The organism is Sphingomonas trueperi (genome assembly GCF_040545965.1).
Lineage (GTDB): Bacteria > Pseudomonadota > Alphaproteobacteria > Sphingomonadales > Sphingomonadaceae > Sphingomonas > Sphingomonas trueperi_C.
The window spans coordinates 681510-704293 of sequence record NZ_JBEPMV010000004.1 but is presented as its reverse complement, the minus strand read 5'-3'; the positions used below and the strand labels follow the sequence as shown (position 1 = coordinate 704293).

The window sequence follows — 22784 nt, the reverse complement described above, 5'->3', positions numbered from 1 at the left end:
TCCCAAGTAAAGCCCTCTTTGTATCTGCGTGAGCTTGGAGACGTAGTGATGTCCGAGATGAACTCTGAAAAATTAGGTGAATTCGTCCGGATCATCGACGAGGAATACGCTGGCAACCTCGGCGCACCTGGCGTCTCCGAACGCTTTTATCCGATCGATTTCAAATTTAAGACGTCGGTCGATCAGAGTCTGAATCCGTTTTCGCCCGAATATTATGATCAGCAACTGGCGCTCTATCGCGAGATCGCAGGTCGCGAACTCAACCAGTGGGATGGCGAGCTCCATCCGGTCGACGTGCCGTCGCTGGTCAGCGCGCCGAACCCATTAGGTCTGGGCTTACCGAACTTCGTCAGTGAGCACGTCCGCGCGATTTCGACGATGCTCGGTGTTGCCGATCTCCCGTCCAGCCCCTTTGTACTGGATCTTGGTGCGGGGCACGGCCTCAGTTCGGAAATCCTGGCGTTCTGCGGCTGCATCGTCCGTGCCATCGACATCGATCCCGCGCTTGGCGAACTCAGTCAGTTGCGCGCTACCGCCCGCAGCCTGCCGATCCAGCGCAGCATCCTTAGCTACGATGATATCACCACGGTCCCCAACGGCGGATACAAGGCCGCTTTCTTCTTTCAGTCGCTACACCACTGCCTGAAGCCGTGGAGGTTGATCGCGGACCTCTCGACGAAGCTTGAGCCGAACGGGGTGATCGCCTTCACGGGTGAGCCCATCCAGGCAGGTTGGCGAAACTGGGGCCTGAGGCTGGACCAGGAGTCGCTATACGTCGCTCGGAAATATGGCTGGTTCGAATCCGGTTGGTCGCACGAGTTCATCCGCGCCTGCTTCATGCGCAACGGCTATACCTTGCACTTTGTCAGCGGCGGCCACGGCGGCGGCGAGATTGGTTTTGCCGCGCTGGACCCGGCCAAGGCAGCGCTATGCCTGGCCAAGGCGCGGAGCATGGGTCTGGTGGAACGCTATCCGGAAACGGAGGCTGCACGCGTATTGAGCCAATATCCAGCCGACGTTCCGACCGTCGATTTTCCCCTGAACGTTTCGGTTCTCCGTTCTCCGGCCGGTGCCCCTGTTCGACAGGAGGGTGCTGCGTTGATCTGCGAGGAAACAGGAAAAAGCTATCCGATCATCGACGGGAATGCGCAACTTTACGATCCTGAGGACGTGCCCGACACATTAATCGAGGAAGCGTCATCGTTCGGTGAATATATCGAGAGCGCATTGATCCCAAACATGAGCGTTCCTGCCGAACGGCAATATGCGGATGCAAAGACAGTGAACACTGAATTCATGTTCAGCAGTCTTCAATATACCCATCCGGAAGAACGTATAGTTGTGGAACTGGGCGCTTGGCGCTGCGAAACGATCAAGCGCTTCGCGGAAATGGGTTTTGATTCATACGCCGTAGATTTTTTCCCGGGAATGGTCAATGCTGCGGCACGGCTTCATAACGGCCGCCCCTTCCATCGCCTGTCCGCACCAATGTCTGTGCTGCCATTTCAAGACGGAACGGTCGATATTCTGTACATGCATGCAACACTCCATTGCGCGCTGCCCCGGAACAGGGAAGACTTTGCTTGGAGCGATCCTGGAAACATGCATGATGCGCTTTGCGAAGCCCGCCGGGTCCTGAAGCCGGACGGTGCGCTTTTCCTCATGGGCGAGGGCGTTTATCCCGAAGGATTGTCGATTGACGATCGTTACCTTGAAAAGCGGGCTCAAGCGGGCGAAACGTTCTACAAAAGCTGGTACACGATGAGCGAATATGAGCGCGCTTTTGAAAAAGCGGGCATCTATCCGAAGCTCATGAGCAACCAGACTGCGCTCGAGTTGGAACTCCATAGCTATGATAACGGGAAACGCGTCGATCTGGTGAAGATCGGTGATCTTGTAACGATCGACGCTTATGAGCGCCTGGAGCAGATGGCCGCGTGGAACGCGGGGCCCGACTGGGACGTGCGCTTGTTACCGTCCTGGATGCGTGTTCGCCATGCCTGAAGCAACTCACCGCATCGTGCTATTTTAGCGGGATCGTGGCGATCGTTTTCGACCAGATGTTCTTTTGACTCTCGATGAAGCGACTTTGCCGCATTTGCTGTGCCACCTGAAACGCAAAAAGCGCATGCGGATTCTGGAGCAAGTCTGCAGCGATCCGCGCTGCCGCCGCAGGGTCTTCCAGATCGATAGCACCATGGCCTTCCAGCTGCGGCAGCCCGAGATGCGTCTGTCGAGACGCGAGCAACGGCGTGCCGTAGGACAGAGCCTCCACCGCCTTGAACTTGACCCCGTAGTCGTTCTCTATCGGGCACAGCATTATGTTCTCCGATAGAAACAGCGCCTGCACGGTTTCTGCGTCCGCAGGCCCGAGGCAGTCGATGTTGGGGACGTTCGAGGGGAGCTGGTCAGGTCTCGCGCCGACGATGGAGATCCGCGCGGCGGGGCAAAGCGTCAGCAGCTGCGGGGCGAACTGCTGCGCGATCCATTCGATGGCCAACCGATTTGGATAATGGGCGATGTTCCCCACGAAAAAGAGCCTTTTCCCGGGCTGAATAGACCATTTCTCTGGCTTTGGGTCGAGGTAGGGTGTGATGCAGACCGGCGTCGATCGGAGCGGATATCTGGGGGCATCGGGCTCGCCGATCACGACAACTTTGTCGACCTCCGAATTCTTGCGTCGCTCGAAGAGACGTGCGCGGAACAGGCTGATCTTCGCTGCCAGGCGGCCGTGATGACTCATCCCCAGCTTGATCATGTCGGCGTAGAAATCGCCCTCGCGGTTGAGTCCGATCAGGACCGTGCGGACATCGCTTCGCGGCAGCTTCAGAAACAACGCGCTCGGATGATAGTCGATGATGATCGTATCGATCTTATGGGCTCGGATGGCCCAATCGACGCCATCGCTCACGTGGTGCTGATTGAGCCTCTGCGTTTCCCAAGGAAATTGAAACAGCATTTTCCAGGCGAAGGTTGCCAGCGCCCGAAGGGATTTGCCTTCCGGATAGTATCGATCGACGTAATAGGGCTGATAATATGCCGTCACGCCGAGCGACGCGAAGAACTGCATCGTCGCTGCTTCGGCAGCGAACGATCCTGCCACCATCGCAACCAATTCGATGTCGTCGTCTTCGGCGAGCCGCCGGACATGGTTGCGGCAACAGATGCTACCTCCGTTTCCTTCATCCCCGAGTGGCGTGACGGTGAAATAGAGAACGCGCATCTGGCGCTGGTGCAGGACAGCAATTTTACGGTCAAGCGGCATCCGCAGAAACTTCTCACGCCGCCGACCAGCGTATGTGGACAACCTAAAAGAACCTACGCATAGGTTCCGTAACCGCGGCCGCTGGCAGCGCTCCTAAGGTGGTGACGTCAGATGAAGAATTGGATCAAACGTCGTATAAAAAGAGCGGAGGCAGAGCAATTGGTTGCCGACGCTTATCGCATGATATTGGTGCGGGAGCCTGATGAACTGGGTTTGAAGGCGCACGTAGAAGCGCTTGTCAGTGGTCGTATTGATAGGTTTTCGCTGCTCAAGCATTTGCTCGAGTCCGAGGAAGGTATTGCAGTTCGACAAAACGTTTCGGCTTTTATTGCGCAACGGACTCGCCTCTCGGCCAATTTTGAAGAAATTGTCACCGAGGCTTATGAACTTGCCCTCGGGCGATCACCGGATGCCGATGGCATGAAGTATCATGCAAACGCCTTACGTATCGGACAGCAGGATGAATTTGGCCTGCTACGTGACCTGCTGAATTCTCCTGAAAGCAAGACTTATTTTTCCCGTAACGCTCCAATTCAGGCGCAGGGAGTATCGGAAGAAATCGTTCTGCTACTTCAGGAATTGATCGCTATCCGCCTCGCTGACCGGGGATGCGCATGGGCACTGCCGCCCATCTTCCCTTCCGGAAGCGTCATTCCGCCTGCGCAGGCCACCGGATTGATAAGGACCTTGGTCATGCTGTGCGAAACCAAGCCCGCTTTGCCGCATGAGGGCCCCCCGGTTTCTCATCCAGCCTGAGCGTGAGTATCCGGGGTTCATTCGGCGACGATCTTGGCCGCGGCTGCAGCATATTCGACCGGCGTCAGCCAGCCAGGCGATGTGTGAGGACGGCTCTTGCTATAGTCCCGGCGCCAGGCCTCGATCTTGGCCCGGGCATCGGCCAGCGACAGAAACCAGTGCGCGTTCAGCCACTCGTCGCGCAAGCGGCCATTAAACGATTCCACGAAGGCGTTGTCGGTGGGTTTGCCCGGCCGGCTGAAGTCCAGCGTGACGCCGTTCTCGTACGCCGAGCGGTCGAGTGCCTTCGAGATGGACGCCGGTTCGTTGTCCACGCGACGGCGCCCTGCGCCCCCGCGATCAACGAGATCCGCGCCGTGCGCCCACATTTTGAGACACCTGGACGTGCGCAACGCTCTCGCGGCGCCGTCCAGGTGTCAGGGCATTTTTGCCAGAACATCCTGCAGGACATGCTTGTCCAGATTCAGATCCGCGGCCAGCTGTTTCCGTGTGCCGCGATTTCTTCATGTCCCGGCGCCTTGCGGGCAGGCCCACAGGGCCGGGACCTTTCGCTCAAACCAGGCTAAAAAGCTGGCCGGGCGTCAAATTAGAACGACCACCCTGCAGTGTTGCGGCGCATGTCGGCTTCCATCATCAGCTGCGCAAGCTCCTCCAGCTTGACCTTTGGTGTCCAGCCCAGCTCCCGTTCAGCCTTGCCGGCGTCCCCGATCAACAGATCGACCTCTGCCGGACGGTAAAAGGCGGGATTGACGCGCACGAGCGTCTTACCGCTTTTACGGTCGATCCCTTTCTCGTTTTCTTCCTTGCCCGACCAATCGAGTTCAATCCCAACGTGCGCAAAAGCGAGCTCGACGAAGCGGCGGACGGGCTCGGTGCGGTTGGTCGCCAGGACGTAGGTGTCTGCAACGTCGTGCTGGAGCATCAATCGCATGCCTTCGACATAATCCTTGGCATAGCCCCAGTCTCGCTTGGCATCGAGATTGCCGAGTTCGAGCAGTTCGGCCTTGCCTTGCGCGATCTTAGCGACAGTGTCGGTAATCTTGCGCGTCACGAACTCACGCCCGCGCAACGGGGATTCGTGATTGAATAAAATGCCGCTAGTTCCAAAAATTCCGAAACTCTCGCGATAGTTGACGGTCAGCCAATGCGCATAAAGCTTCGCCACGCCATAAGGGCTGCGCGGGTAGAAAGGGGTATCCTCGGTCTGCGGGATCGCCTGAACCTTGCCGAACATTTCGGACGTTGATGCCTGGTAGAAGCGGATGTCGCGATTGACGGTGCGGATCGCCTCCAGAAGATAGGCGGCTCCTAGGCCGGTAATCTGACCTGTAGCGATCGGTTGATCGAACGAGACACCAACAAAGCTCTGCGCGGCGAGATTATAGATCTCGGTTGCCTCCGACGCTTCGATCAGTCGGATGGCCGAACCCATATCTGTCAGGTCGTATTCCACGAGCTTGAGATTGGGATGGTTGGTGATGCCGAGCTCGTCGATCCGCCAGAAATTGACCGAGCTGGTCCGCCGATATGTGCCGTAGACGGTGTAGCCGCTGCTCAACAGATTTTCCGCCAGATATGCGCCATCCTGGCCGCTGATTCCCGTAACGATGGCGGTTTTTGACATAGTTTCGTCCCTTGATGATGTGGCATCGCGCGATAGTGACGTTGCGCGCCGATAACCAGAGAATTTGGTATGAACCCGCGGCAGTCTCTGCTCTGCTCCCCGTTTTCAGGCCGCCGATAACTTCGCTTCGGTGTCCCTATGCCCTTGGCGGGGGCGGTTCGTAAACTCGGCGGGTGCCAAGGCGGCATGGCGGACGCACGGTGTTGTCATTTGTCCGCCATGCCGCGATGATCCGTCTTGCTGCGGCCAGCGATGGGAACAGGTGCCCGTTCAGGCACTTGTCCCCCAAGCGATCATTGAAGCTTTCGACGGAGCCGTTCTGCAGCGGCTTGCCCCGCGCGATGTAATGCCACTCGACCCCGGTGTCCTGGCGCGAGACAAGGACGGCGTGGCTGGTCAGCTCCGTGCCATTGTCGCTGCCTACCATGCGCGGCAGCCCTCTACGCTCGGCAATGGCGCTCAGTTCAGGAACGATCCGCCGGCCCGAGAGCGACGTGTCGACGATACAGGCCAGACATTGCCGATCATGATCGTCGATGACGTTCAGCATGCGCCACCGCCCGCCGCAGGCCAACGCGTCCGACACGAAGGCGAGCGACCAGCGCTGGTTGCGTTCCTGCGGCGGCGCCATCGGCACCCGCATGCCGAGCGCCCGCTTGCGGCCGCCACGCTTGCGCACCGTCAGTCGCTCATCTCGATACAGCCGGTACACCTTCTTCAGCTTGCCATCACGTCGCAGCAGGCTCGCCAGCCGCCGGTAGCCGAAGCGATGACGCTCGTTCGCGCGCTCGCGCATCCGCTCGCGGACAGCATCGGCCTTCCCGCGAAGCGGCTCATATTGCCACGCCGACCGATTGACCCCGACCAGCCTGCAGGCGCGACGCCCGGAGACACCGTGATCGGCCATCAGCTTCTCCAACGCAGCGTAGCGATCCGCAGACCGCGTCAGTTTTTCCCAGCAAGTTCTTCAACGCCGAAAAGTCGAGCATCGACTCCGCCAATAGCTTCTTCAGCCGACGGTTCTCGTCCTCCATTGCCCGCAACCGCGCGGCGTCGGAAACCGTCCGGCCCCCGCATTTCGACTGCCAGGTGTAAAGGGCCGCATCGCTGATCCCGTGCTTCCGGCAGGTCGGCGGTCTTCACGCTGGCCTCATGCTCCCGCAGCACTTCAATGATCGGATCCTCGGTCAATCGGCTTCGCCGCATCACTCTTCTTCAACTGACAAGCTAACGTATCAATCGCGAGATTTCTGGGGAGCAGGTCATCTCCAATCTGGGCGTCCTACCCCCGTCGGTCCGGAGCATCACGAGAGGCCGCTGGTTTGATATTCGGGCGTGCGCGCCGGCACAAGCGTGCCGGGGGCGGGAGCTGGCAGCATGGAGGCGTAGCGCCAAGCTGCCAGCTTGCGCCGGGTTGTCCCGCGCGCGAGTTGCAGCACGTCGGAGATACCGGTATCGCTCGCCACGCACGAGCTTTCGCGGCAGCAATCGTCGTTGATTGCCAGGATGCGCAGTCGCCGCTAGGCACCGAAGGTATCGGCGACGAAGTCCATCGACCAGCGCCGTTCGGCCGCAAGTGCGCTTCTGGAGTGCGCGATCATCGCCATGGCTTGTCGAATTGCAACGTACGAGATAGACATCAACCGCACATTCACCCGAGCCAATAAAGTCAAGCTGTTGCAGGAATATTGCAAGAAATTCGAACGCGTGACCGGCGTGTGCGATGTGCCTCCACGCGACGAAATGCCGCGGCGAACGATCGGGGCATAGGCATGTTGCTTGGCATAACGGTCGATCCTCTGTCGCCAAGTCTCACGGGTATCGGGCGCTACACCTGGCAATTGTGCCAAGGTCTGGCGGGGCACCCTGCGATCGACGAGCTGACGTATTTTCTGAGTGATCATTGGCATGCCGACCCGGGCGGGCTGCTTACTGGCGAGGCGCGTCGACGCGCCTCGCGATTGATCCCCCGTGTCGTACGGCGACGGCGCGCTCGCCAGGGGTTCAAGGGGCGCCTGATGCACGGGACCAATTATTTTCTTCCGGTGCAGGCAGAAACTGGCGTCATCACGGTTCACGACCTCTCGATCTATCTACATCCCGAAACCCATCCCATCGAACGAATCCGCGATTTCGAGAAGAATTTCGAACGTTCGCTAGATCGGGCTGCGCACGTCATCACCGATTCCGACGCCACTCGGCGCGATCTAATCGCGCATCTTTCCTATCCGGCCGCAAAGGTGAGCACGATCCATCTGGGGGTTTCCGAACGCTTTCGGCCGCAAACCAGGGAAGCGCTGGAGCGAGACCTGTTGCGCCTTTTTGGGCGTCCGGTTGGCGATTACATCCTGTCGGTCGCTACCTTCGAGCCGCGCAAGCGCATTGAGGCTGCGATCCTTGCTCATGCGCTCTATTGCGACCGGACCGGGAAGGATATTCCGCTTGTGCTGGTTGGCGCAAAGGGCTGGTCGAATGACCGCTTGCACGTGCTGATCGAGGATGAGCAACGCAAGGGCCGGTTGCTCATGCTGGGACGCGTTGCCGACGCGGATCTCCCGACGATTTATGCCGGCGCGCGCCTTTTCCTTTACCCCTCGATCTACGAAGGCTTTGGCCTCCCGCCGATCGAAGCGATGGCCTGCGGCATCCCGACGATCGTGTCCGATCGATCTTGCCTGCCCGAGGTAACCCGCGGCGCCGCGATGATGATCGACCCGGACGACATCGATCGTCTCAGCATCGGCATCGAGCGGGCGTTGAAGGATGACATCTGGCGGGACGGCGCGATACGCGCCGGAATGGCGGTGGCGGCGCACTACAGCTGGGCACGGTGTATCGAAAAAACCGTCGACGTGTACCGCATGTGTAATGACCTGGTCGCCTAGACCTAGTTTGGCGGAGGTTCAATTTCGGGGATTGGGGCGGGATGGTCTGGTCGATAGTGCGTTTTCTGCTGCCGGTTCTGTCGCCGCACTGGCTGGAACGGTGGCGCATCGCATCGGCCCGCCGCGTCGACCATGGCGTTTCGACACAGGCCGAGCCGTCAGGGCGTCTTCTGGTCGATCTTACGACCATTGCACGCCACGATGCGCGCTCGGGCATTCAGCGAGTCGTGCGATCGACCGTGACCGAGATGCGATCCCTGCCGCGCGGCCAGGACATTCAGGCAGTCCGGTACGACCGCGGGGCCTTTCGTCATACCGCTTGGCCCGCCGCCGACGTTACGCCGGACGTGATCATGAGCCCGCGACCCGGCGACGTCTTTCTCGGGCTGGACCTTTCGTTTGACGCGGTTCGCCAACAGGTTAGGCAATTGCTTCGATACAAGCGGCACGGCACGCGCTTCTGGTTCGTCGTTTACGACTTGTTGCCGCTGCAGAGCCCGCAATATTTCTCGGCCAAGGTCGCCGTACGCTTCCGCTGGTGGCTGGTCGCCACCGCCAAGCTGGCGGACGGCTATATCTGTATTTCGCCACACGTCGCAGACGAATTGCGGACAGTGCTGACGCAAAGATTCGCGCTGCGCGATGAGGTCGCCATCGAGGTCATGCCGATGGGTTTCGACATTCTGCCCGCCGGGGAGCAGCCGGCAGAGGAACTGGCTCCGACTACCGTGATCCGTGCCAAGGACGTCGTATTGGCGGTCGGCACCCTCGAACCGCGCAAAGGCTATGGCTTGCTTCTGGACGCGTTCGAATTGTTGTGGGGCCGGGGCTTCGATGCAACGCTGGTTATCGTAGGCGGCAGCGGGTGGAAGACCCAGGCGCTGCAGCAACGTATCTTGACCCACACCGATTTCCGCCGTCGGTTGCATTGGCTGCCGACCTTGGACGACACGGGTCTGGCGCGATTATACGATTGCGCGAGCACCTTAGTTGCTGCGTCCTATGGCGAGGGGTTCGGCCTGCCGGTTTTGGAAGCGGTTGCGCGAGGTTGTCCGGTTTTGGCCCGCGATATTCCGGCCTTCCGCGTTCATGCCCGATACGGTCTGCGGTACTTTCCTGCGGACGCAAGTCCCAGCCAAGTGGCCGACGCGATCGCCGAGACCGTGCGCGACAGTACTGCATTGCGGGCATCTGCTTCGGCGGCACCTCTCCCGCGATGGCGGGAAACTGCCGACACGATACTAGGCTTGCTGGGGCACGACTTTGCTGTCGCCACGCGTGAATGATGGTGCGATGCCCTGCGGCCCGATTGCCCTTTGATCGCCGCTGCAACCCTCGCCCTGTTTGAGCGGGAGCGCGAGCACATCGATGTCGAGGCTTTCGACATGAGAGTGAGCTGACGGTGCATGAAGTCAAAGCCATCGCGCGTGCCCCAGCCAGGGCCTGACCAACAGAAATGATCGTTCGCCAACACCTGCCACAGCGATCACCGGGACGATCGAGGTGCGCGGCATTTTGGAAGGGCTTCCAGCCCGCCGCGTGCCCGAGCGGACTGATCGAGACCGACACCGCGCGTTTCGAGGCCATCTTGGCAGGCGGCGACGCGCTGTTCGTCGAAGGGACATCTGGCGAATGGCAAATCGCAACCGCTTCTACCGCTACAATCTCGCGCTGTTCGGAGCGAGCGGTACCGCCTCGACCTAGCCGGCGACGCCGCGTCTTCTGCCTTCCGCTCGGCGGCCGCGCGGATGCTGGAACGATTGCACCTCAGTCGAGCGGCTCGTTGTCCCACAACTCGGTATCCACCTGTGCCTGCGCCGCGTTGGCATAGCGGGGGCCTGCCGCGGCATTGGGCGGAAACAGCACATCCACCGCCGCCAGCGCATCCGGCGGGACCGGACGCGCGAAAGTGGCGAGCAGCTCGTCGAGATGCTCGATCCGGGTCGTTCCCGGGATCGGTACGATGAAGTCGCGGCGCGACAGGCCCCACGCCATGCAGAGCTGCGCCATGCTGCAGCCCGCTGCCTCGGCAATCGCGCGCAAACGCGCGGCCATCGCCAGGTTCCGCTCGAGATTATCGCCCTGGAAGCGCGGCATGTCTGCGCGCAGGTCCCCTTCCGGTACGCCCTTTGCGTCCACTCTGCCGGCGAGCAGTCCCCGCCCCACCGGCGAAAAGGCTACGAACCCCACGCCCAGCTCGGCGCAGGCATCCAGTACCGCGATTTCCGGGTTGCGTGTCCAGGGTGAATACTCGCTCTGCATCGCCGCGATCGGATGGGCGGCATGCGCCCGCCGCAGCGTCGCCGCCGACATTTCCGACAGTCCGATCGCGCCGATCTTGCCAGCTTCGACCGCCCGAGCCAGGGCGCCGACGGATTCCTCGATCGGCACGTTCCGATCGAGACGGTGCATGTAATAGAGGTCGATATGTTCGGTGTTCAGCCGCCGCAGCGACTCTTCCAGCGTCCGGGTGATCGCCGCCGGGCTGCCGTCGATCCCGCGCTTGCCGTCCGATCCGCCCAGCACGCACTTGCTCGCCAGCGTGAACGCCGCGCGCCTCTGCATCACGGTGCGCCCGAGCAGTTCCTCGTTCGCGCCGAATCCGTACAACGCCGCGGTATCGAGGAAGGTCACGCCCGCATTCAGCGCATGGAGCAGCAGACGCTCCGCATCGGCAGCGTCGGGGCGAGGCAGATAGGCGTGGCTGAGGTTCATGCAGCCCAGCCCGATGGCGGAAACCGTGAAGGGGCCGAGCTGGCGGGTGGGCAGAGCAGTCATGGTCGGCGCGGCATCCTGTCTAGTTCTTGCGGTCTCGTCGGCGGAAACGAGGCCGCAGTCTGCCCAGTTGCCACGAAAGGGCGCCGAATTTCCAGCTGTCGGTTCGAGCTAACACGGCATCCGGCGAGGAACCGCGCTGTTCGCCATTGCGGCAGGGCGCTCCCAAGATGACGTTAACCTTCAATTTTTAGGCTTAGCGCGCAACCGCACGCCCTCCCCCACGTTCAAGGCAAAACCAGAGGGAGGACAGCACATGGCTGCGGCCGTTTTCGGCATCGGGTGCGCGCGCGCATGAGGCTGCCCGGTACCGACGATTCTTCGACGCTTCTCTACGACCTGCGCAGCGATACGCGCAGCGTCGGCATCCTCACCTTTCATCGCTGCATCAATTACGGCTCCTATTGGCAGGCGCGTTGCCTGGCGGAGGGCGTGCATGCGCGCGGCCACCGGGTGATGTTGCTCGATCATGAATCCCCCCGCGTCACCCGCGCGGAGTGGCGGAAGGCGCTGCAGCCGATGCTGCCGGCGCGCACCAGCGCCGAGGACCGCCGCCACTACGGCGCCAAGCTTCGCAAATTCCTCTGTGCGTTCGATGCGCTGCCGCTGTCGCCCGGCTTCGACCTGGTCGATCCGATCGAGATGCCGCATGTCGATACCGTGCTGGTCGGCAGCGACGAGGTTTGGAACCTGCGCCACCCCTGGTATGGCGGCGCCTCGATCTTCTTCGGCCAGGGGCTCAACGCAGAATGCGTCGCCGCCTATGCCGCCAGCTTCGGCAGCTATGATGCCGATGCCGGGCTGGACCCCTATTGGCAGGACCAGCTGCGCCGCTTCGACAATATCGCGGTGCGCGATGCCAACAGCCGGCAGCTGGTGACTCAGGCGATCGGCAAGGCCCCGGTCGTGGTGCTCGATCCCTGCCTGCAATTCCCGCCGCAGCCCGATGCTGCGACGCCGGTGCCAGAGGGTCGCTACGCGCTGGTCTATGGCATGGACCTGCCAGAGGATTTCGCCGCCGCCGCCCGTAACTGGGCAGGCCCACGCGGCGTCCGGCTGATCAGCATCGGCTATCGCAACGACTGGGCGGACGAACAATGGCTCGACGCGGGCCCGCACGACTTCGCTGCGGCGATGGCCGGAGCGCAGGCGGTGCTGACCAACTTCTTCCATGGCTGCGTGTTCGCATTGCTCAACGACACGCCCTTCGCCTGTGCGCCCGCGCTCGACCGGATGAACAAGGTGCGCGACCTGGCCGAGTTGCTCGGCGCCGAGCAGCATTTGCTGGTGCCCGGTGCGCCAATCGACCTCGGCGCCATCCTCGACGTGCCGCTCGACGCTGCGATCGGGGGCAGGATCGAGGCGATGCGCGACCAGTCGAACGCCTATCTGGACAAGGTACTAGGCTGACGGACCTTTCCCGGCCGAGCAGAAGCCCGGCCGGGAAGCGCGTTCAGGCGTCCACGTCGCTCTTGGTCCGCCCCGCGCCCGGGCCGGCGGCGAGATCGGCACCGGTCGTCGGGTTGGTCGAGGGATCGGATTTGGTCCGCTCCGCCAGCTGGGTCAGCGCGGCAGTATCGGCCGAGCCCAGCGTCACCGTCGGCATGCCGTCGCCATTGTCGGCGGGCAGCGTCTGCTGGAGATCGTCGACGCGGTCCCATTCTGGCCCGTCGTTCCACGGACCGCGCATGTCGCCCTCGCCCTGCGAGGTGTTGACGTACATGCTCGAATATTCCGGCACGCCCGGCAGCTTGCCCGGCGGGAAATTGTCCTCGATCGAATAGAGCGCCTTCTCGAACGACTTCTGGTGCGCCACCTCGCGCGTCATCAGGAACTTGAGCGCGTCCTTGATGCCGGCATCGTCGGTGATGTTGATCAGCCGCTCATAGACGATCTTGGCGCGGCTCTCCGCGGCGATGTTCGAGCGCAGATCACAGGTCGGGTCGCCCCGGCTATCGACATAGGCCGCCGTCCACGGCACGCCCGCCGAGTTGGTCAGCGCCGGGCCGCCGCCATAGAGAATCGCCTGGGTATGACTGTTGCCGCCCTGCGTGAGCGACATGTACAGCTCGGCCTCTTCCATATCGCCTTCGGAGATATGCGCCTTCACGCCCTTGTTGAGCATCGCGACGATCGATCCGATCACTTCAAGATGGCTCAGTTCCTCGGTGGCGATGTCGAGCAGCAGGTCCTTGCGGCCGGGATCGTCCTCGGCCAGCCCTTGCGTGAAGTAGCGCATCGCCGCGGCCAGTTCGCCGTCCGGCCCGCCGAACTGCTCGAGCATCAGCGAGGCGAGCACCGGGTTGGGCTCGGCGACGCGTACGGTATATTGCAGGCGTTTGTTGTGCATGAACATGCAGTCTCTCCTTGCGCATTGCGTACGGGAAGAGAGCGGATGGCCCTGCACATGGTTCAGATACTTATTCATTGATCGATTATTTGCACTTAACGTGCATCAACTGAGCGCCGCCGCGTCAATGACTGTGCGGCTCGTTCCGGCTTCTTCAACATAGCTGCCTTGACCGTACTGAACGACGCAGGCGATCAGCGGAACGCGCGCCCGAGTCGCTTCGTTGACCTGGGAAGAAGCAGCGAAAATCAGGAGCTTGGCGAATGAGCGACAAACAGCCGATGCAGGCAAGCGGCGGTGATGCGCGCAAGGGCGCGCCCGACGGCGTCTCCGACGTCGATACCCATGGCAAGTCCAAAGGGGAAAGCGAAGGCGGCGCCTATCCGAACCCCTATCCGGAAAAGGCGGAGAAGGAAGGCCCCGGCCACCTGATGGGCCATGGCGGGCAGAGCCATATCAACTACGAAGGCGGTCCGAACCCGAATGCGACGACCAAGGGGGAGTAGGACGTACCCACCTCCTGCCTTCTTTTTCCCCCTCCCGCTTCCGGGAGGGGGAGAGAAGTCACCCCATCGCTGGCGTGAGCGCCTGGGCACCGCCCGGCTCGATTGACGTGGCCTTGCCTTCGATCGCCGGTGGCGTTTCCGCAGATGCCGGGCTGTCGGCATTCGCTTCCTCCTCCTGCCCCACCGGCAGCGTCTTGCCCGTGGTGCGATCCAGCCCGATCGCGGTCACGATGTCGATCGCCGTTGCCGCCGCGACGAAGGCGATCGCGCCCCAAACCGCCTTGTTCTGCGGTGCCCGCCGCGCGGCGAGACCGAGCGCGGCGATGTCCATCGCGTCGCCCGCCACCCGGTTCCACACGCGGACGCTATGCGCCGGTCCCGAGAGCAGCGCCGCACCCGCCAGCAGCTCGCGCGCGCCGAACGCGCGCACCACGCCGTCATGGTCTTCCGCCGACAGCCCCCGCGCGATCCGCTTCGACGCGGCGAGTTCGGCGATGCCGAGCCCGATCGAGAAAACGCCCAGTCCAAATCCCAGCTTGCGATAGTCCATCGGTCCGCTCCTTGCGCTTCGTGTGATCGATGCGCCCGGCATTGCGGTGCCGGACGGCGACCAACCAACCGCCTGCAAGCAACGGCCGTTCCGACAATTTCGTCAATATTATCCTATGTTTAAAGAATCACTTACAGGGGAAGCGCTGCTGCATCATCGCAGCGAACGCCGCCTTCACGCTGATGCCCCGCTGCGTCGGCGGGATCTTCTCGAACGCCGCAATCAGATCATTGCTGCTCATCTTCGCCTGCCCCTTGGGCGGCGGGCAGCTGCTAGGCGTCTTGCCCGCCGCAGCCGCGGCGGCGAGGTCGCCGCGATAGGCGGTCGACGCGCCTTCGATCTCCTGCTTGAGCACCCCGATATCCGACGAGAACATCGCCATCGCCCCCTTGGCCTTGAGCGCGTTCACCTTGGCGAGAAACTCGGCCACGCTCATCGCCTGGGCGGGCACCGCCACGAGCATCAGTCCACCGGCCGCCAGAAACAGTCGTCGCATAGGAAAAACGCTCCCGGGAGGGGTTCCCGGGAGCGTTCTATCGGTGCGAAGCTGAACCTGGCAATGCCAGACCGCTCAGGCCCCCTGGGGCGCCGGGTTGCCGAACGGATCCTTGAGCTTGCGCGTCTTGGGGATCGAGGTGCCGCCCACCGCGGGCATGCCCGGCATGCCGGTGGGGTCGCCGCGATCCAGCGTCTCGCCGGCAATCAGCTTCTTGATCTCCTCGCCGGTCAGCGTCTCGTACTCGAGCAGCGCCTGCGCGATGGTGTGGAGCTGGTCGGTATGGTCGCCCAGGATCTGCCGCGCGCGGTTGAGACCCTTCTCGACGAAGGCCTTCACCTCGGCATCGATCAGCCGCGCGGTCTCGTCCGACATCGGCTTGGAGCGCTGCACCGAATAGCCGGTGAAGCTGTCCTCGCTCTCCGAGAAGTCGAGCGGGCCGAGATTGTCCGACAGGCCCCACTTCGTAACCATCGCGCGGGCGAGACGGGTCGCCTGCATGATGTCGTTCGAGGCGCCCGAGCTCACCTTGTCATAGCCGAAGATCAGTTCCTCGGCGACGCGGCCGCCAAAGGCCACGGCGATATCGGCGTGCATCTTGTCGCGGTGATAGCTGTACGAATCGCGCTCCGGCAGCGGCTGCACCATGCCCAGCGCGAAGCCGCGCGGGATGATCGTCGCCTTGTGGATCGGATCGGCGGTGGGCTCGTGCGCGAACACCAGGGCATGGCCGGCTTCGTGATAGGCGGTCATCCGCTTCTCGTCGTCGGTCATCACCATCGAGCGGCGCTCGGCGCCCATCAGCACCTTGTCGCGGGCGTCGTCGAATTCCTGCGCAGCCACCAGCCGCTTGCCGCGACGAGCCGCGAGCAGCGCCGCCTCGTTGACGAGGTTGGCGAGATCCGCACCCGAGAAGCCCGGCGTGCCGCGCGCAATGACGCGGGCGTCGACGTCCGGTGCGATCGGCACCTTCTTCATATGGACCTGCAGAATCTTTACGCGGCCCTCGATATCGGGGCGCGGCACCTGCACCTGGCGATCGAAGCGGCCCGGTCGCAGCAGCGCCGGATCGAGCACGTCGGGGCGATTGGTCGCGGCGACGATAATGATGCCTTCGTTTGCCTCGAAGCCGTCCATTTCGACCAGCAGCTGGTTCAGCGTCTGCTCGCGCTCGTCATTCTGGTTGCCCAGACCCGCGCCGCGCGAACGGCCGACCGCGTCGATTTCGTCGATGAAGACGATGCACGGCGCCGACTTCTTGGCCTGCTCGAACATGTCGCGCACGCGGCTCGCGCCGACGCCGACGAACATCTCGACGAAGTCCGAACCCGAAATGGTGAAGAAGGGCACACCCGCCTCGCCGGCAATCGCGCGGGCGAGCAGCGTCTTGCCGGTACCCGGCGAGCCGACCAGCAGCGCGCCCTTGGGGATCTTGCCGCCCAAGCGTGCGAACTTCGACGGGTCCTTGAGGAACTCGACGATCTCCTGCAGCTCCTCGCGCGCCTCGTCGATGCCGGCGACGTCGTCGAAGGTGACCTTGCCTTCCTTCTGCGTCAGCAGGCGGGCGCGGCTCTTGCCGAAGCCCATCGCGCCGGAGCCCGAATTCTTCTGCATCTGGCGCAGCACGAAGAAGGCGATGCCGAGGAACAGCAGGAAGGGCAGCGACTGGACGAGGATATACTGCCAGATCGACGGCGAATCTTCCGGACGCGCGTTGATCACCACGCCCTTCGAGCGCAGCGTCTCGACCAGCTTGGGATCGCCCGGGTTGTTCGTGCGGAACTTGCCCTCGCTCGTCGATCCGGTGATCACCCCGGAGCCGACCGCGATGTTGACGTCCTTCACGTCGCCCGACTGCACCTTGTCGAGGAAGGTTGAATAGGGAATCGCATTGCCCGTGGGCTGCGCGGTGCGGGTGTCGAACAAGGTGACGAACAGCGCCAGGGCTGCGAGAATACCCACCCAGATGAGCAGGCTCTTCATCCAGGGGTTGTTGCCCCCGTTTTCCGGACCCTGCTGCTTGCCGTTATCGCTCATCGTGTACCCGGTACCTTTCAAGCCCTAAGATAGGCGCGGCGGCGTCAATGACAATGGAACAACGTCGATCATGGTGATCGATGCGGGGGCGCCGGCGCGAACTGCCAGCGGGGCCCCGGTCGCACCACGACTCCGGCCAAGGTCGCCACCCTACCGGCATCCACCGCGGCGATCAGCCGGTCAAGCCCGGAACCGCGCGGGGGCGGGGCATCGGCCACCGTTTTGAGCGCGCGGGCGACGAGGCGGCGACGAAGTTCGCGAGGGAGATCGGCGAGGTCGAGCGTAACCTTGTGAGCGTCAACTCCGGCACGTGCGGCCCATTCGCGATCGGCCACCCAGTCCAGCGCCGCCTCGGCATCGCGCAGGTTGGTGGCGGCAAGGGCCAGGCGCGCGGGCGGCAGTTCCGGCGTTTCGGCGAGCAGGCGGCGGACCCGGCTGCGGTCGAAGCGGGGGTGGCGGTTGGAAGGGTCCTCGACGGGTTCGATGCCGGCGGCGTGGACCCGCGCCGCCAGTTCGGCCCGCGACCAGCCGAGCAGCGGGCGGACCAACAAGGTCGACGCGCCAGTGCGCAGCGGCCGGCAGGGCAGCATCGCGGCGAGTCCGCCCAGCCCTGCCCCGCGCCGGGCGCGGAGGAGGAAGGTTTCGGCGAGGTCGTCCTGCTGGTGTGCCACCGCGACCCAGGGGGCGCCAGCGTCGATCGCCCAGTCGGCGAGACAGCGGTAGCGCATCGCTCGCGCGCGATCCTGGAGATTGCCGCCGGCCAGCATCTCGGGCCGCGGCGGCAGGATCGCATGGGGCACGCCGATCCGCGCGCAGAGCATGCCGACGGAGGTTGCTTCGTCCGCTGATTCCGCGCGCAGCCCGTGATCGACCGTGGCGGCGACGACGGCACCGGGAAAGGCCGCGCGGGCGAGCAGCAGCAGCGCCAGGCTGTCCGTCCCCCCTGAAACGGCAACGCCGACCGGAGCATGGGCGCTGGGCGTCTGCCCGGCTACCTCGCGCCAGTCGGCGAGGAAGCGGGCGACGTCCGCGCCCGCGAACGCGTCGATCAGCGACGCGTCACTTGCAGCGCTGATCCGCACGGCCCTTGGCGACGCCCGCGCGCATTTCGGCCGAGAGCCCGGGGCCATAGACCTTGTTCAGCTCGTCATAGACCTTGCAGACCTCGCCCGACGGCTTGTTCAGCTTCACCAGCGCCTGCGCCAGATAATAGAGGCTGTCCGGCGCGCGCTCGCCATTGGGGTCCTTGGTGTAGTTCTCGTACAGCGCCACCGCCGCGAGGCTCGGCTTGTTGTCGTCGAGATAGGCGCGGCCGAGCAGGTTGCGCGCGAAGCTGGCGCGCTTGCCGGTCGGGTACTTGACCTTGTACTGCTCCAGCGCCTTGGCGGCTTCCGGGTAGAGCTTGGCCTGCCACAGGCGGAAGCCATAGAGATACAGGTCCTCGCCCGCATCGCCGGTGCTCGGCTTACCCACCGCGGCGACCTTGGCGGGGCGATCGCCCGAGGGCTGGGCCGGAGCGGATGCGGAATCGCCCGAAGCGGCGACGGCGCCGTCGGTCGGCATCGCATCGGCGACCGGCTGCGGCGGAGTTTCGAGCGCCTTGACCCGCGCGTCGGTGGCGGCCTTGTAGGCGCCAAACGCCTCTTCGAGCTGGCGCATGCGATACTGGTTCTGCTCGATCTGGCCGGTCATCGTCTGGATCTGGCTTTCCAGCGCCGCGACGCGTTCGGTCAGGTCGGCGAGCGGGGTCGTTGCCGGCACGCCCGGCGGCGTGTTGTCGACCTGCTGAGTGATCTGCGGTTCCACCGTCATCCCGGCGCCGCCGGGGAAGACCTTGCGCTGCACCGCGCGCATCTCGCGCTCGAGCTTGTCGACGCGCTGGCCGACATTGCCGTCCTGCGCCATCGCGGTGCCGTTGAAGCCGAATGCGGCAAAGGCCAGTGCCGCTGCGAGAGCAATACGCATCGTCGATCAATCCTTACGCGCCTCCCGGGGAACGGAGGCGTGGCGCCGCTATAGCCAAGCGGCGCCGGCTTGCGCCACCCCCTCAGGGGTTGGGCGTGTCACCCGCCGGCGTGGTGGCCGCAGGCGCGGCGGTCGTGTCGGTGCTGTCCGTGCGCGGCGTGCTGCGGCGACGCAGCGGGCGTTCGCGCAGCGGGGTCGCGCCGACGGTCGCGTCCGGCGTCGGCGACGGGGTCGCACCGGGCTGGCCGCGAGCCCGTAGCGCCGCGGACGTCAGCTCCGCCTCCACCACCTTCACCTCGGTGCCGAGCGGCGCGACTTCGCTGCCGTTGAGCAGCACCTGCAGCTGGTCCGGGCGCCCGGTGCGGATACGCGGATGATCGGCATCGTCGGGCACGTCGTAGCGCTCGCCGGCGGTCAGTTCCTTCTCGGCGAGCTTCTTGCCGGTCGCGTCGGTGATGCGGATCCAGGCCGGACCGCGCGCGACGAGGGTGACGTGCTCAACGGCGGGCACGGTCGGCGTCGGGGTCGGCGCGGGGGCTGCGGCCGTGGGGGTCGGCGTCGGTCCGAGCTGCTGGACGAGGCTGTCGCCCTGCGACGCGCTGCCGCCACGGAACCAGTCGGTGCCGTACCAGATGCCGATGCCGGCGACGATCACCAGCGCCACGATCACGCCGAACCAGACGATCCCGCCGGGCGCGGCGCGCGACGGCTCCTGCAGTGGATATTCGGGGGTGATCGCAGGCCGCTCGATCTGGCCGAGCTCGGCGCGGACGTCCTGTGCGATCGACACCTCGTCAACGTTGACCGCGCGGGCATAGGCCTTGGCGAAGCCGCTGGCATAGGTGATCGACGGCAGCCCCGAATAGCTGCCCTGCTCGATCGCTTCGAGGTGGCGCTGCGGAATGCGGGTGCGCGCCGCGATCTCGGGGAGATCCAGCCCCAATGCTTCACGCGCAGCGCGGAGCCGATCGCCGGGACGCGTGGTGGACGGGGTGAATTCTTCGGGCGTGTCGCCTTGCATTCTATCCTCCGGCGAACGCGTTAGACCCTGGAACGCCCGCCTTATGCTGCAGGGGATGCCCTCCCGGCCATGTTGCTGTCAACGCCGGGAGGAAATCATTCCGGTGGATGGTCAGGCCAGTTCGACGCCCTGTGCCTCGGCCCACTGGGTCAGCACGTCGCGCAGGGGTGCCTCGGGATGCCGCAGCATCTCGTCCATCGCCGCCATTACCGCGCCGCGATCGAGCCCGCGCAGCATCGCCTTGATCGGCCCCACCGCCGCCGGAGTGATCGACAGCCGGTCGATACCGAGCCCGATCAGCGCCAGCGCCTCGAGCGGGCGACCGCCCATTTCGCCGCACACCGCCACCGGCACGTTCGCTGCGCGCGCCTGGTCGCTCACCCGCTTGAGGAAGCGCAGGATCGCCGGGCTCAGCCAGTCGTAGCGCAACGCCAGCTTGGGGTGGGCGCGATCGGCGGCGAACAGGAACTGGGTAAGGTCGTTGGTGCCGATCGACAGGAACTGCAGCTTGGGCAGCAACAGGTCGAGCACCTCGGCCAGCGCCGGCACCTCCAGCATCGCGCCGTAGCGGATCTCGGTCGGCATCTTGCGCCCGCGCGCGGCGAGCCAGGCATGCTGCGCCTCGAACAGCGCACGCGCCTCGTCGAACTCCCAGGGCTCGGAGACCATCGGGAACATCACGTTGAGCGTCCGCCCCGCCGCCGCCTCGATCAGCGCGCGCGCCTGCGCCTTCATCAGGCCGTCGCGATCGAGCGCGAGGCGCAGCGCGCGCCAGCCCATGGCGGGATTCTCTTCCTCGCCATCCTCGTCATGGTTGAGATAGGGCAGCGCCTTGTCGCCGCCGATGTCGACGGTGCGGAACACCACCGGCCGGTCGCCCGCGGCTTCCAGCACGTCGCGATAAAGCCGGCGCTGCGCCTCGCGCTGCGGCAGGGTGGCGGAGACGAGGAACTGGAATTCGGTGCGGAACAGCCCGATGCCGTCGGCGCCCGTCAGGTCGAGCGCGGACACATCGTCGCGCAGCCCGGCATTGACCATCAGCGTCACGCGGTGCCCGTCCTTGGTCACCGGCGGCACGTTCTTGAGCTGGGCGAAGGCCGCACGCCGCTTCTGGCTGAGCGCAAGCTTGGCCTCGAACGCTTCCTCCATGGCGAGCGAAGGGCGGACGAACACGCTTTCCTCGCCCACATCGAGCAGCAGCAAATCGCCCTCGGCCACCTCGCGGCGGATCTCGCGGACGCGCCCCAGCACCGGCACGCCCATGGCGCGGGCGACGATGGTGACGTGCGCGGTCAGCGAACCTTCCTCGAGTACCACGCCCTTCAGCCGCCGCCGATCATATTCGAGCAGTTCGGCCGGCCCCAGGTTTCGCGCGATCAGGATCGAATCCTGCCGCAGCCCCAATTGCGCGGCGGTGCCGAGCTGGCCCGAGACGATGCGCAGCAGCCGGTTGGAGAGATCCTCCAGATCGTGCATCCGGTCGCGGAGCAGCGGATCGTCGATCTCGCGCATGCGCTGGCGGGTGCGCTGCTGGACGCGCTCGATCGCCGCCTCGGCGGTCAGGCCGGAATCGATCGCCTCGTTGATGCGGCGGCTCCAGCCCTCGTCATAGGCGAACATCTTGTAGGTCGCGAGGATCTCCTCATGCTCCCCGCCGACGCCGAACTCGGCCTGGCTGGTCATGCGGTCGATCTGCTCGCGCATCTTGTCGAACGCGGCATAGACGCGGTGGCGCTCGGCCTCGGTATCCTCGGCGACGGTGTGCTCGATGACGATGCGCGGCTGGTGGAACACCGCGACGCCGCGCGCCATCCCCTCCACCAGCCGGAAGCCGCGGATCGTGCCCGCCGCGGTCGGCTGAAGCCGGGTGGAGGTGCCGCCCGCCGCATCGATCAGCTCGGCATTGGCGATCAGCTCGGAAAGCACCATCGCCACGGTCTGCAGCGCCTCGATCTCGATATCGGCATAGCGCCGGGGATCGACATGCTGCACGGCAAGCACACCCACCGCCCGCTCGCGCCGGATGATAGGCACGCCGGCGAAGCTGTGGAAGCGGTCTTCGCCCGTCTCCGGGTTATGGACGAAATTGGGGTGGCTGGTCGCCTCGTCGAGGTTGAGCGTTTCGACATGCGCGGCGATCGTGCCGACCAGCCCTTCGCCCAGCCCGAGCTTGGTGACGTGCACCGCCTCCTGCGCCAGGCCGCGCGTGGCGAACAGCTCGAGCACGCCTTCGCGCAGCAGATAGATCGAGCAGACCTCGCTGTGCAGCGCCTCGCCGATGATGTTGGCGACAGAATTGAGCTTCGACTGGACCGGCAGCCGTTTCGCCATCAGGTCGTGCAGGCGGGTGAGGATTTCCCGGGCGGAGGCGGCTGCGGTCAAGGCCATGCTTCAGCGGTAACAGATTGTGCGCACCCGCGCCAAGCCGGGTGCGCAGCAAAAGCGCAATAGCCGGCGCCATCGACGCTGCGGCGGGCGCGGAATGCTCGCCGCACCGGCTATCGTCATTCCCGCGAAGGCGGGCATCCATTGCCAGGACGCTTGAGGGAGGAAC

The 22784-nt window shown here is 64.2% G+C and carries 18 protein-coding genes and 3 pseudogenes; 6 read left to right on the top strand and 15 right to left on the bottom strand.

The genetic code is table 11. From position 1 onward, the window contains the following. The first annotated feature begins 48 nt into the window (after positions 1–48). On the top strand, positions 49–2004 hold the full coding sequence (locus ABIC35_RS14875; RefSeq protein ID WP_121073050.1) for a methyltransferase domain-containing protein: 1956 nt from the start codon (positions 49–51) through the stop codon (positions 2002–2004). A gap of 19 nt (positions 2005–2023) precedes the next feature. Here ABIC35_RS14875 and ABIC35_RS14870 read toward each other — a convergent pair whose 3' ends face one another. After that, positions 2024–3265, bottom strand: a complete 1242-nt coding sequence (locus tag ABIC35_RS14870) for a glycosyltransferase (protein WP_121073048.1) — start codon at positions 3263–3265, stop codon at positions 2024–2026. Positions 3266–3376: 111 nt separating this feature from the next. On the opposite strand from ABIC35_RS14870, the gene ABIC35_RS14865 reads away from it, so the two are divergent. Continuing rightward, positions 3377–4021, top strand: a complete 645-nt coding sequence (locus ABIC35_RS14865; protein ID WP_121073046.1) for a DUF4214 domain-containing protein — start codon at positions 3377–3379, stop codon at positions 4019–4021. A gap of 17 nt (positions 4022–4038) precedes the next feature. Here the strand turns inward: ABIC35_RS14865 and ABIC35_RS14860 are convergent. The 5 genes and pseudogenes from ABIC35_RS14860 to ABIC35_RS14835 all read right to left on the bottom strand — a co-directional run. Beyond that, positions 4039–4338: pseudogene (locus tag ABIC35_RS14860) on the bottom strand (integrase core domain-containing protein); the annotation flags it as partial. Positions 4339–4607: 269 nt separating this feature from the next. Continuing rightward, positions 4608–5645: a GDP-mannose 4,6-dehydratase gene (gene gmd, locus ABIC35_RS14855; protein WP_121073044.1), complete on the bottom strand. Its 1038-nt coding sequence runs from the start codon at positions 5643–5645 to the stop codon at positions 4608–4610. A gap of 105 nt (positions 5646–5750) precedes the next feature. Continuing rightward, a pseudogene (locus ABIC35_RS14850) lies at positions 5751–6851 on the bottom strand (IS3 family transposase). Positions 6852–6949: 98 nt separating this feature from the next. Further along, a complete protein-coding gene (locus ABIC35_RS14840; protein ID WP_183049508.1) occupies positions 6950–7111 on the bottom strand; it encodes a hypothetical protein in 162 nt (53 codons plus the stop codon). Continuing rightward, positions 7088–7225, bottom strand: a pseudogene (locus tag ABIC35_RS14835) (IS3 family transposase); the annotation flags it as partial. The pseudogene ABIC35_RS14835 and the gene ABIC35_RS14840, both read right to left, overlap by 24 nt. 192 nt (positions 7226–7417) lie before the next feature. On the opposite strand from ABIC35_RS14835, the gene ABIC35_RS14830 reads away from it, so the two are divergent. Beyond that, positions 7418–8530, top strand: a complete 1113-nt coding sequence (locus ABIC35_RS14830; RefSeq protein WP_121073042.1) for a glycosyltransferase family 4 protein — start codon at positions 7418–7420, stop codon at positions 8528–8530. Positions 8531–8586: 56 nt separating this feature from the next. Beyond that, positions 8587–9816 carry a glycosyltransferase family 4 protein gene (locus ABIC35_RS14825; protein WP_183049283.1) on the top strand — a complete coding sequence of 410 codons (1230 nt, stop codon included), beginning with the start codon at positions 8587–8589 and terminating at the stop codon, positions 9814–9816. A gap of 481 nt (positions 9817–10297) precedes the next feature. Here ABIC35_RS14825 and ABIC35_RS14820 read toward each other — a convergent pair whose 3' ends face one another. Further along, positions 10298–11308 (bottom strand): aldo/keto reductase, encoded by a 1011-nt coding sequence (locus ABIC35_RS14820; protein ID WP_121073038.1) that lies wholly within the window; start codon positions 11306–11308, stop codon positions 10298–10300. Between the two features lie 291 nt (positions 11309–11599). Between ABIC35_RS14820 and ABIC35_RS14815 the strand changes: the two genes are divergently transcribed. After that, positions 11600–12715, top strand: coding sequence for a polysaccharide pyruvyl transferase family protein (locus ABIC35_RS14815; RefSeq protein ID WP_121073036.1), 1116 nt, complete (start codon positions 11600–11602; stop codon positions 12713–12715). A gap of 43 nt (positions 12716–12758) precedes the next feature. On the opposite strand, the gene ABIC35_RS14810 is transcribed toward ABIC35_RS14815, so the two are convergent. After that, positions 12759–13661: a manganese catalase family protein gene (locus ABIC35_RS14810; RefSeq protein WP_121073034.1), complete on the bottom strand. Its 903-nt coding sequence runs from the start codon at positions 13659–13661 to the stop codon at positions 12759–12761. 257 nt (positions 13662–13918) lie between these two features. On the opposite strand from ABIC35_RS14810, the gene ABIC35_RS14805 reads away from it, so the two are divergent. Continuing rightward, a complete protein-coding gene (locus ABIC35_RS14805; RefSeq protein WP_121073032.1) occupies positions 13919–14161 on the top strand; it encodes a hypothetical protein in 243 nt (80 codons plus the stop codon). A 58-nt stretch (positions 14162–14219) separates the two neighbouring features. On the opposite strand, the gene ABIC35_RS14800 is transcribed toward ABIC35_RS14805, so the two are convergent. The 7 genes from ABIC35_RS14800 to ptsP form a co-directional block, all read right to left on the bottom strand. Then, positions 14220–14711: a hypothetical protein gene (locus tag ABIC35_RS14800; RefSeq protein ID WP_121073030.1), complete on the bottom strand. Its 492-nt coding sequence runs from the start codon at positions 14709–14711 to the stop codon at positions 14220–14222. A 127-nt stretch (positions 14712–14838) separates the two neighbouring features. Next, a complete protein-coding gene (locus ABIC35_RS14795; RefSeq protein ID WP_121073028.1) occupies positions 14839–15207 on the bottom strand; it encodes a hypothetical protein in 369 nt (122 codons plus the stop codon). Positions 15208–15282: 75 nt separating this feature from the next. Next, positions 15283–17244 carry an ATP-dependent zinc metalloprotease FtsH gene (ftsH, locus tag ABIC35_RS14790; RefSeq protein ID WP_121073026.1) on the bottom strand — a complete coding sequence of 654 codons (1962 nt, stop codon included), beginning with the start codon at positions 17242–17244 and terminating at the stop codon, positions 15283–15285. Positions 17245–17312: 68 nt separating this feature from the next. Further along, complete coding sequence (gene tilS, locus ABIC35_RS14785; protein WP_183049282.1) at positions 17313–18326, bottom strand: tRNA lysidine(34) synthetase TilS; 1014 nt, start codon at positions 18324–18326, stop codon at positions 17313–17315. Then, positions 18304–19209 carry a hypothetical protein gene (locus ABIC35_RS14780; RefSeq protein WP_121073022.1) on the bottom strand — a complete coding sequence of 302 codons (906 nt, stop codon included), beginning with the start codon at positions 19207–19209 and terminating at the stop codon, positions 18304–18306. The genes tilS and ABIC35_RS14780 overlap by 23 nt, the downstream gene beginning before the upstream one ends. Positions 19210–19291: 82 nt before the next feature. Continuing rightward, the gene (locus ABIC35_RS14775) at positions 19292–20230 is read right to left on the bottom strand and encodes a helix-turn-helix domain-containing protein (protein WP_121073020.1); all 939 of its coding nucleotides are present in this window, start codon (positions 20228–20230) and stop codon (positions 19292–19294) included. Between the two features lie 111 nt (positions 20231–20341). Beyond that, the gene (gene ptsP, locus ABIC35_RS14770) at positions 20342–22618 is read right to left on the bottom strand and encodes a phosphoenolpyruvate--protein phosphotransferase (RefSeq protein WP_121073018.1); all 2277 of its coding nucleotides are present in this window, start codon (positions 22616–22618) and stop codon (positions 20342–20344) included. Positions 22619–22784: the final 166 nt, after the last annotated feature.

What these genes read in the sequence shown, in the direction of transcription:
- ABIC35_RS14875 (WP_121073050.1), top strand. Translation starts at nt 49, where the DNA reads ATGTCCGAGATGAACTCTGAAAAATTAGGTGAATTCGTCCGGATCATC.
- ABIC35_RS14870 (WP_121073048.1), bottom strand. Translation starts at nt 3,265, where the DNA reads ATGCCGCTTGACCGTAAAATTGCTGTCCTGCACCAGCGCCAGATGCGC.
- ABIC35_RS14865 (WP_121073046.1), top strand. Translation starts at nt 3,377, where the DNA reads ATGAAGAATTGGATCAAACGTCGTATAAAAAGAGCGGAGGCAGAGCAA.
- gmd (WP_121073044.1), bottom strand. Translation starts at nt 5,645, where the DNA reads ATGTCAAAAACCGCCATCGTTACGGGAATCAGCGGCCAGGATGGCGCA.
- ABIC35_RS14830 (WP_121073042.1), top strand. Translation starts at nt 7,418, where the DNA reads ATGTTGCTTGGCATAACGGTCGATCCTCTGTCGCCAAGTCTCACGGGT.
- ABIC35_RS14820 (WP_121073038.1), bottom strand. Translation starts at nt 11,308, where the DNA reads ATGACTGCTCTGCCCACCCGCCAGCTCGGCCCCTTCACGGTTTCCGCC.
- ABIC35_RS14815 (WP_121073036.1), top strand. Translation starts at nt 11,600, where the DNA reads ATGAGGCTGCCCGGTACCGACGATTCTTCGACGCTTCTCTACGACCTG.
- ABIC35_RS14810 (WP_121073034.1), bottom strand. Translation starts at nt 13,661, where the DNA reads ATGTTCATGCACAACAAACGCCTGCAATATACCGTACGCGTCGCCGAG.
- ABIC35_RS14805 (WP_121073032.1), top strand. Translation starts at nt 13,919, where the DNA reads ATGAGCGACAAACAGCCGATGCAGGCAAGCGGCGGTGATGCGCGCAAG.
- ABIC35_RS14800 (WP_121073030.1), bottom strand. Translation starts at nt 14,711, where the DNA reads ATGGACTATCGCAAGCTGGGATTTGGACTGGGCGTTTTCTCGATCGGG.
- ABIC35_RS14795 (WP_121073028.1), bottom strand. Translation starts at nt 15,207, where the DNA reads ATGCGACGACTGTTTCTGGCGGCCGGTGGACTGATGCTCGTGGCGGTG.
- ftsH (WP_121073026.1), bottom strand. Translation starts at nt 17,244, where the DNA reads ATGAGCGATAACGGCAAGCAGCAGGGTCCGGAAAACGGGGGCAACAAC.
- ABIC35_RS14780 (WP_121073022.1), bottom strand. Translation starts at nt 19,209, where the DNA reads ATGCGTATTGCTCTCGCAGCGGCACTGGCCTTTGCCGCATTCGGCTTC.
- ABIC35_RS14775 (WP_121073020.1), bottom strand. Translation starts at nt 20,230, where the DNA reads ATGCAAGGCGACACGCCCGAAGAATTCACCCCGTCCACCACGCGTCCC.
- ptsP (WP_121073018.1), bottom strand. Translation starts at nt 22,618, where the DNA reads ATGGCCTTGACCGCAGCCGCCTCCGCCCGGGAAATCCTCACCCGCCTG.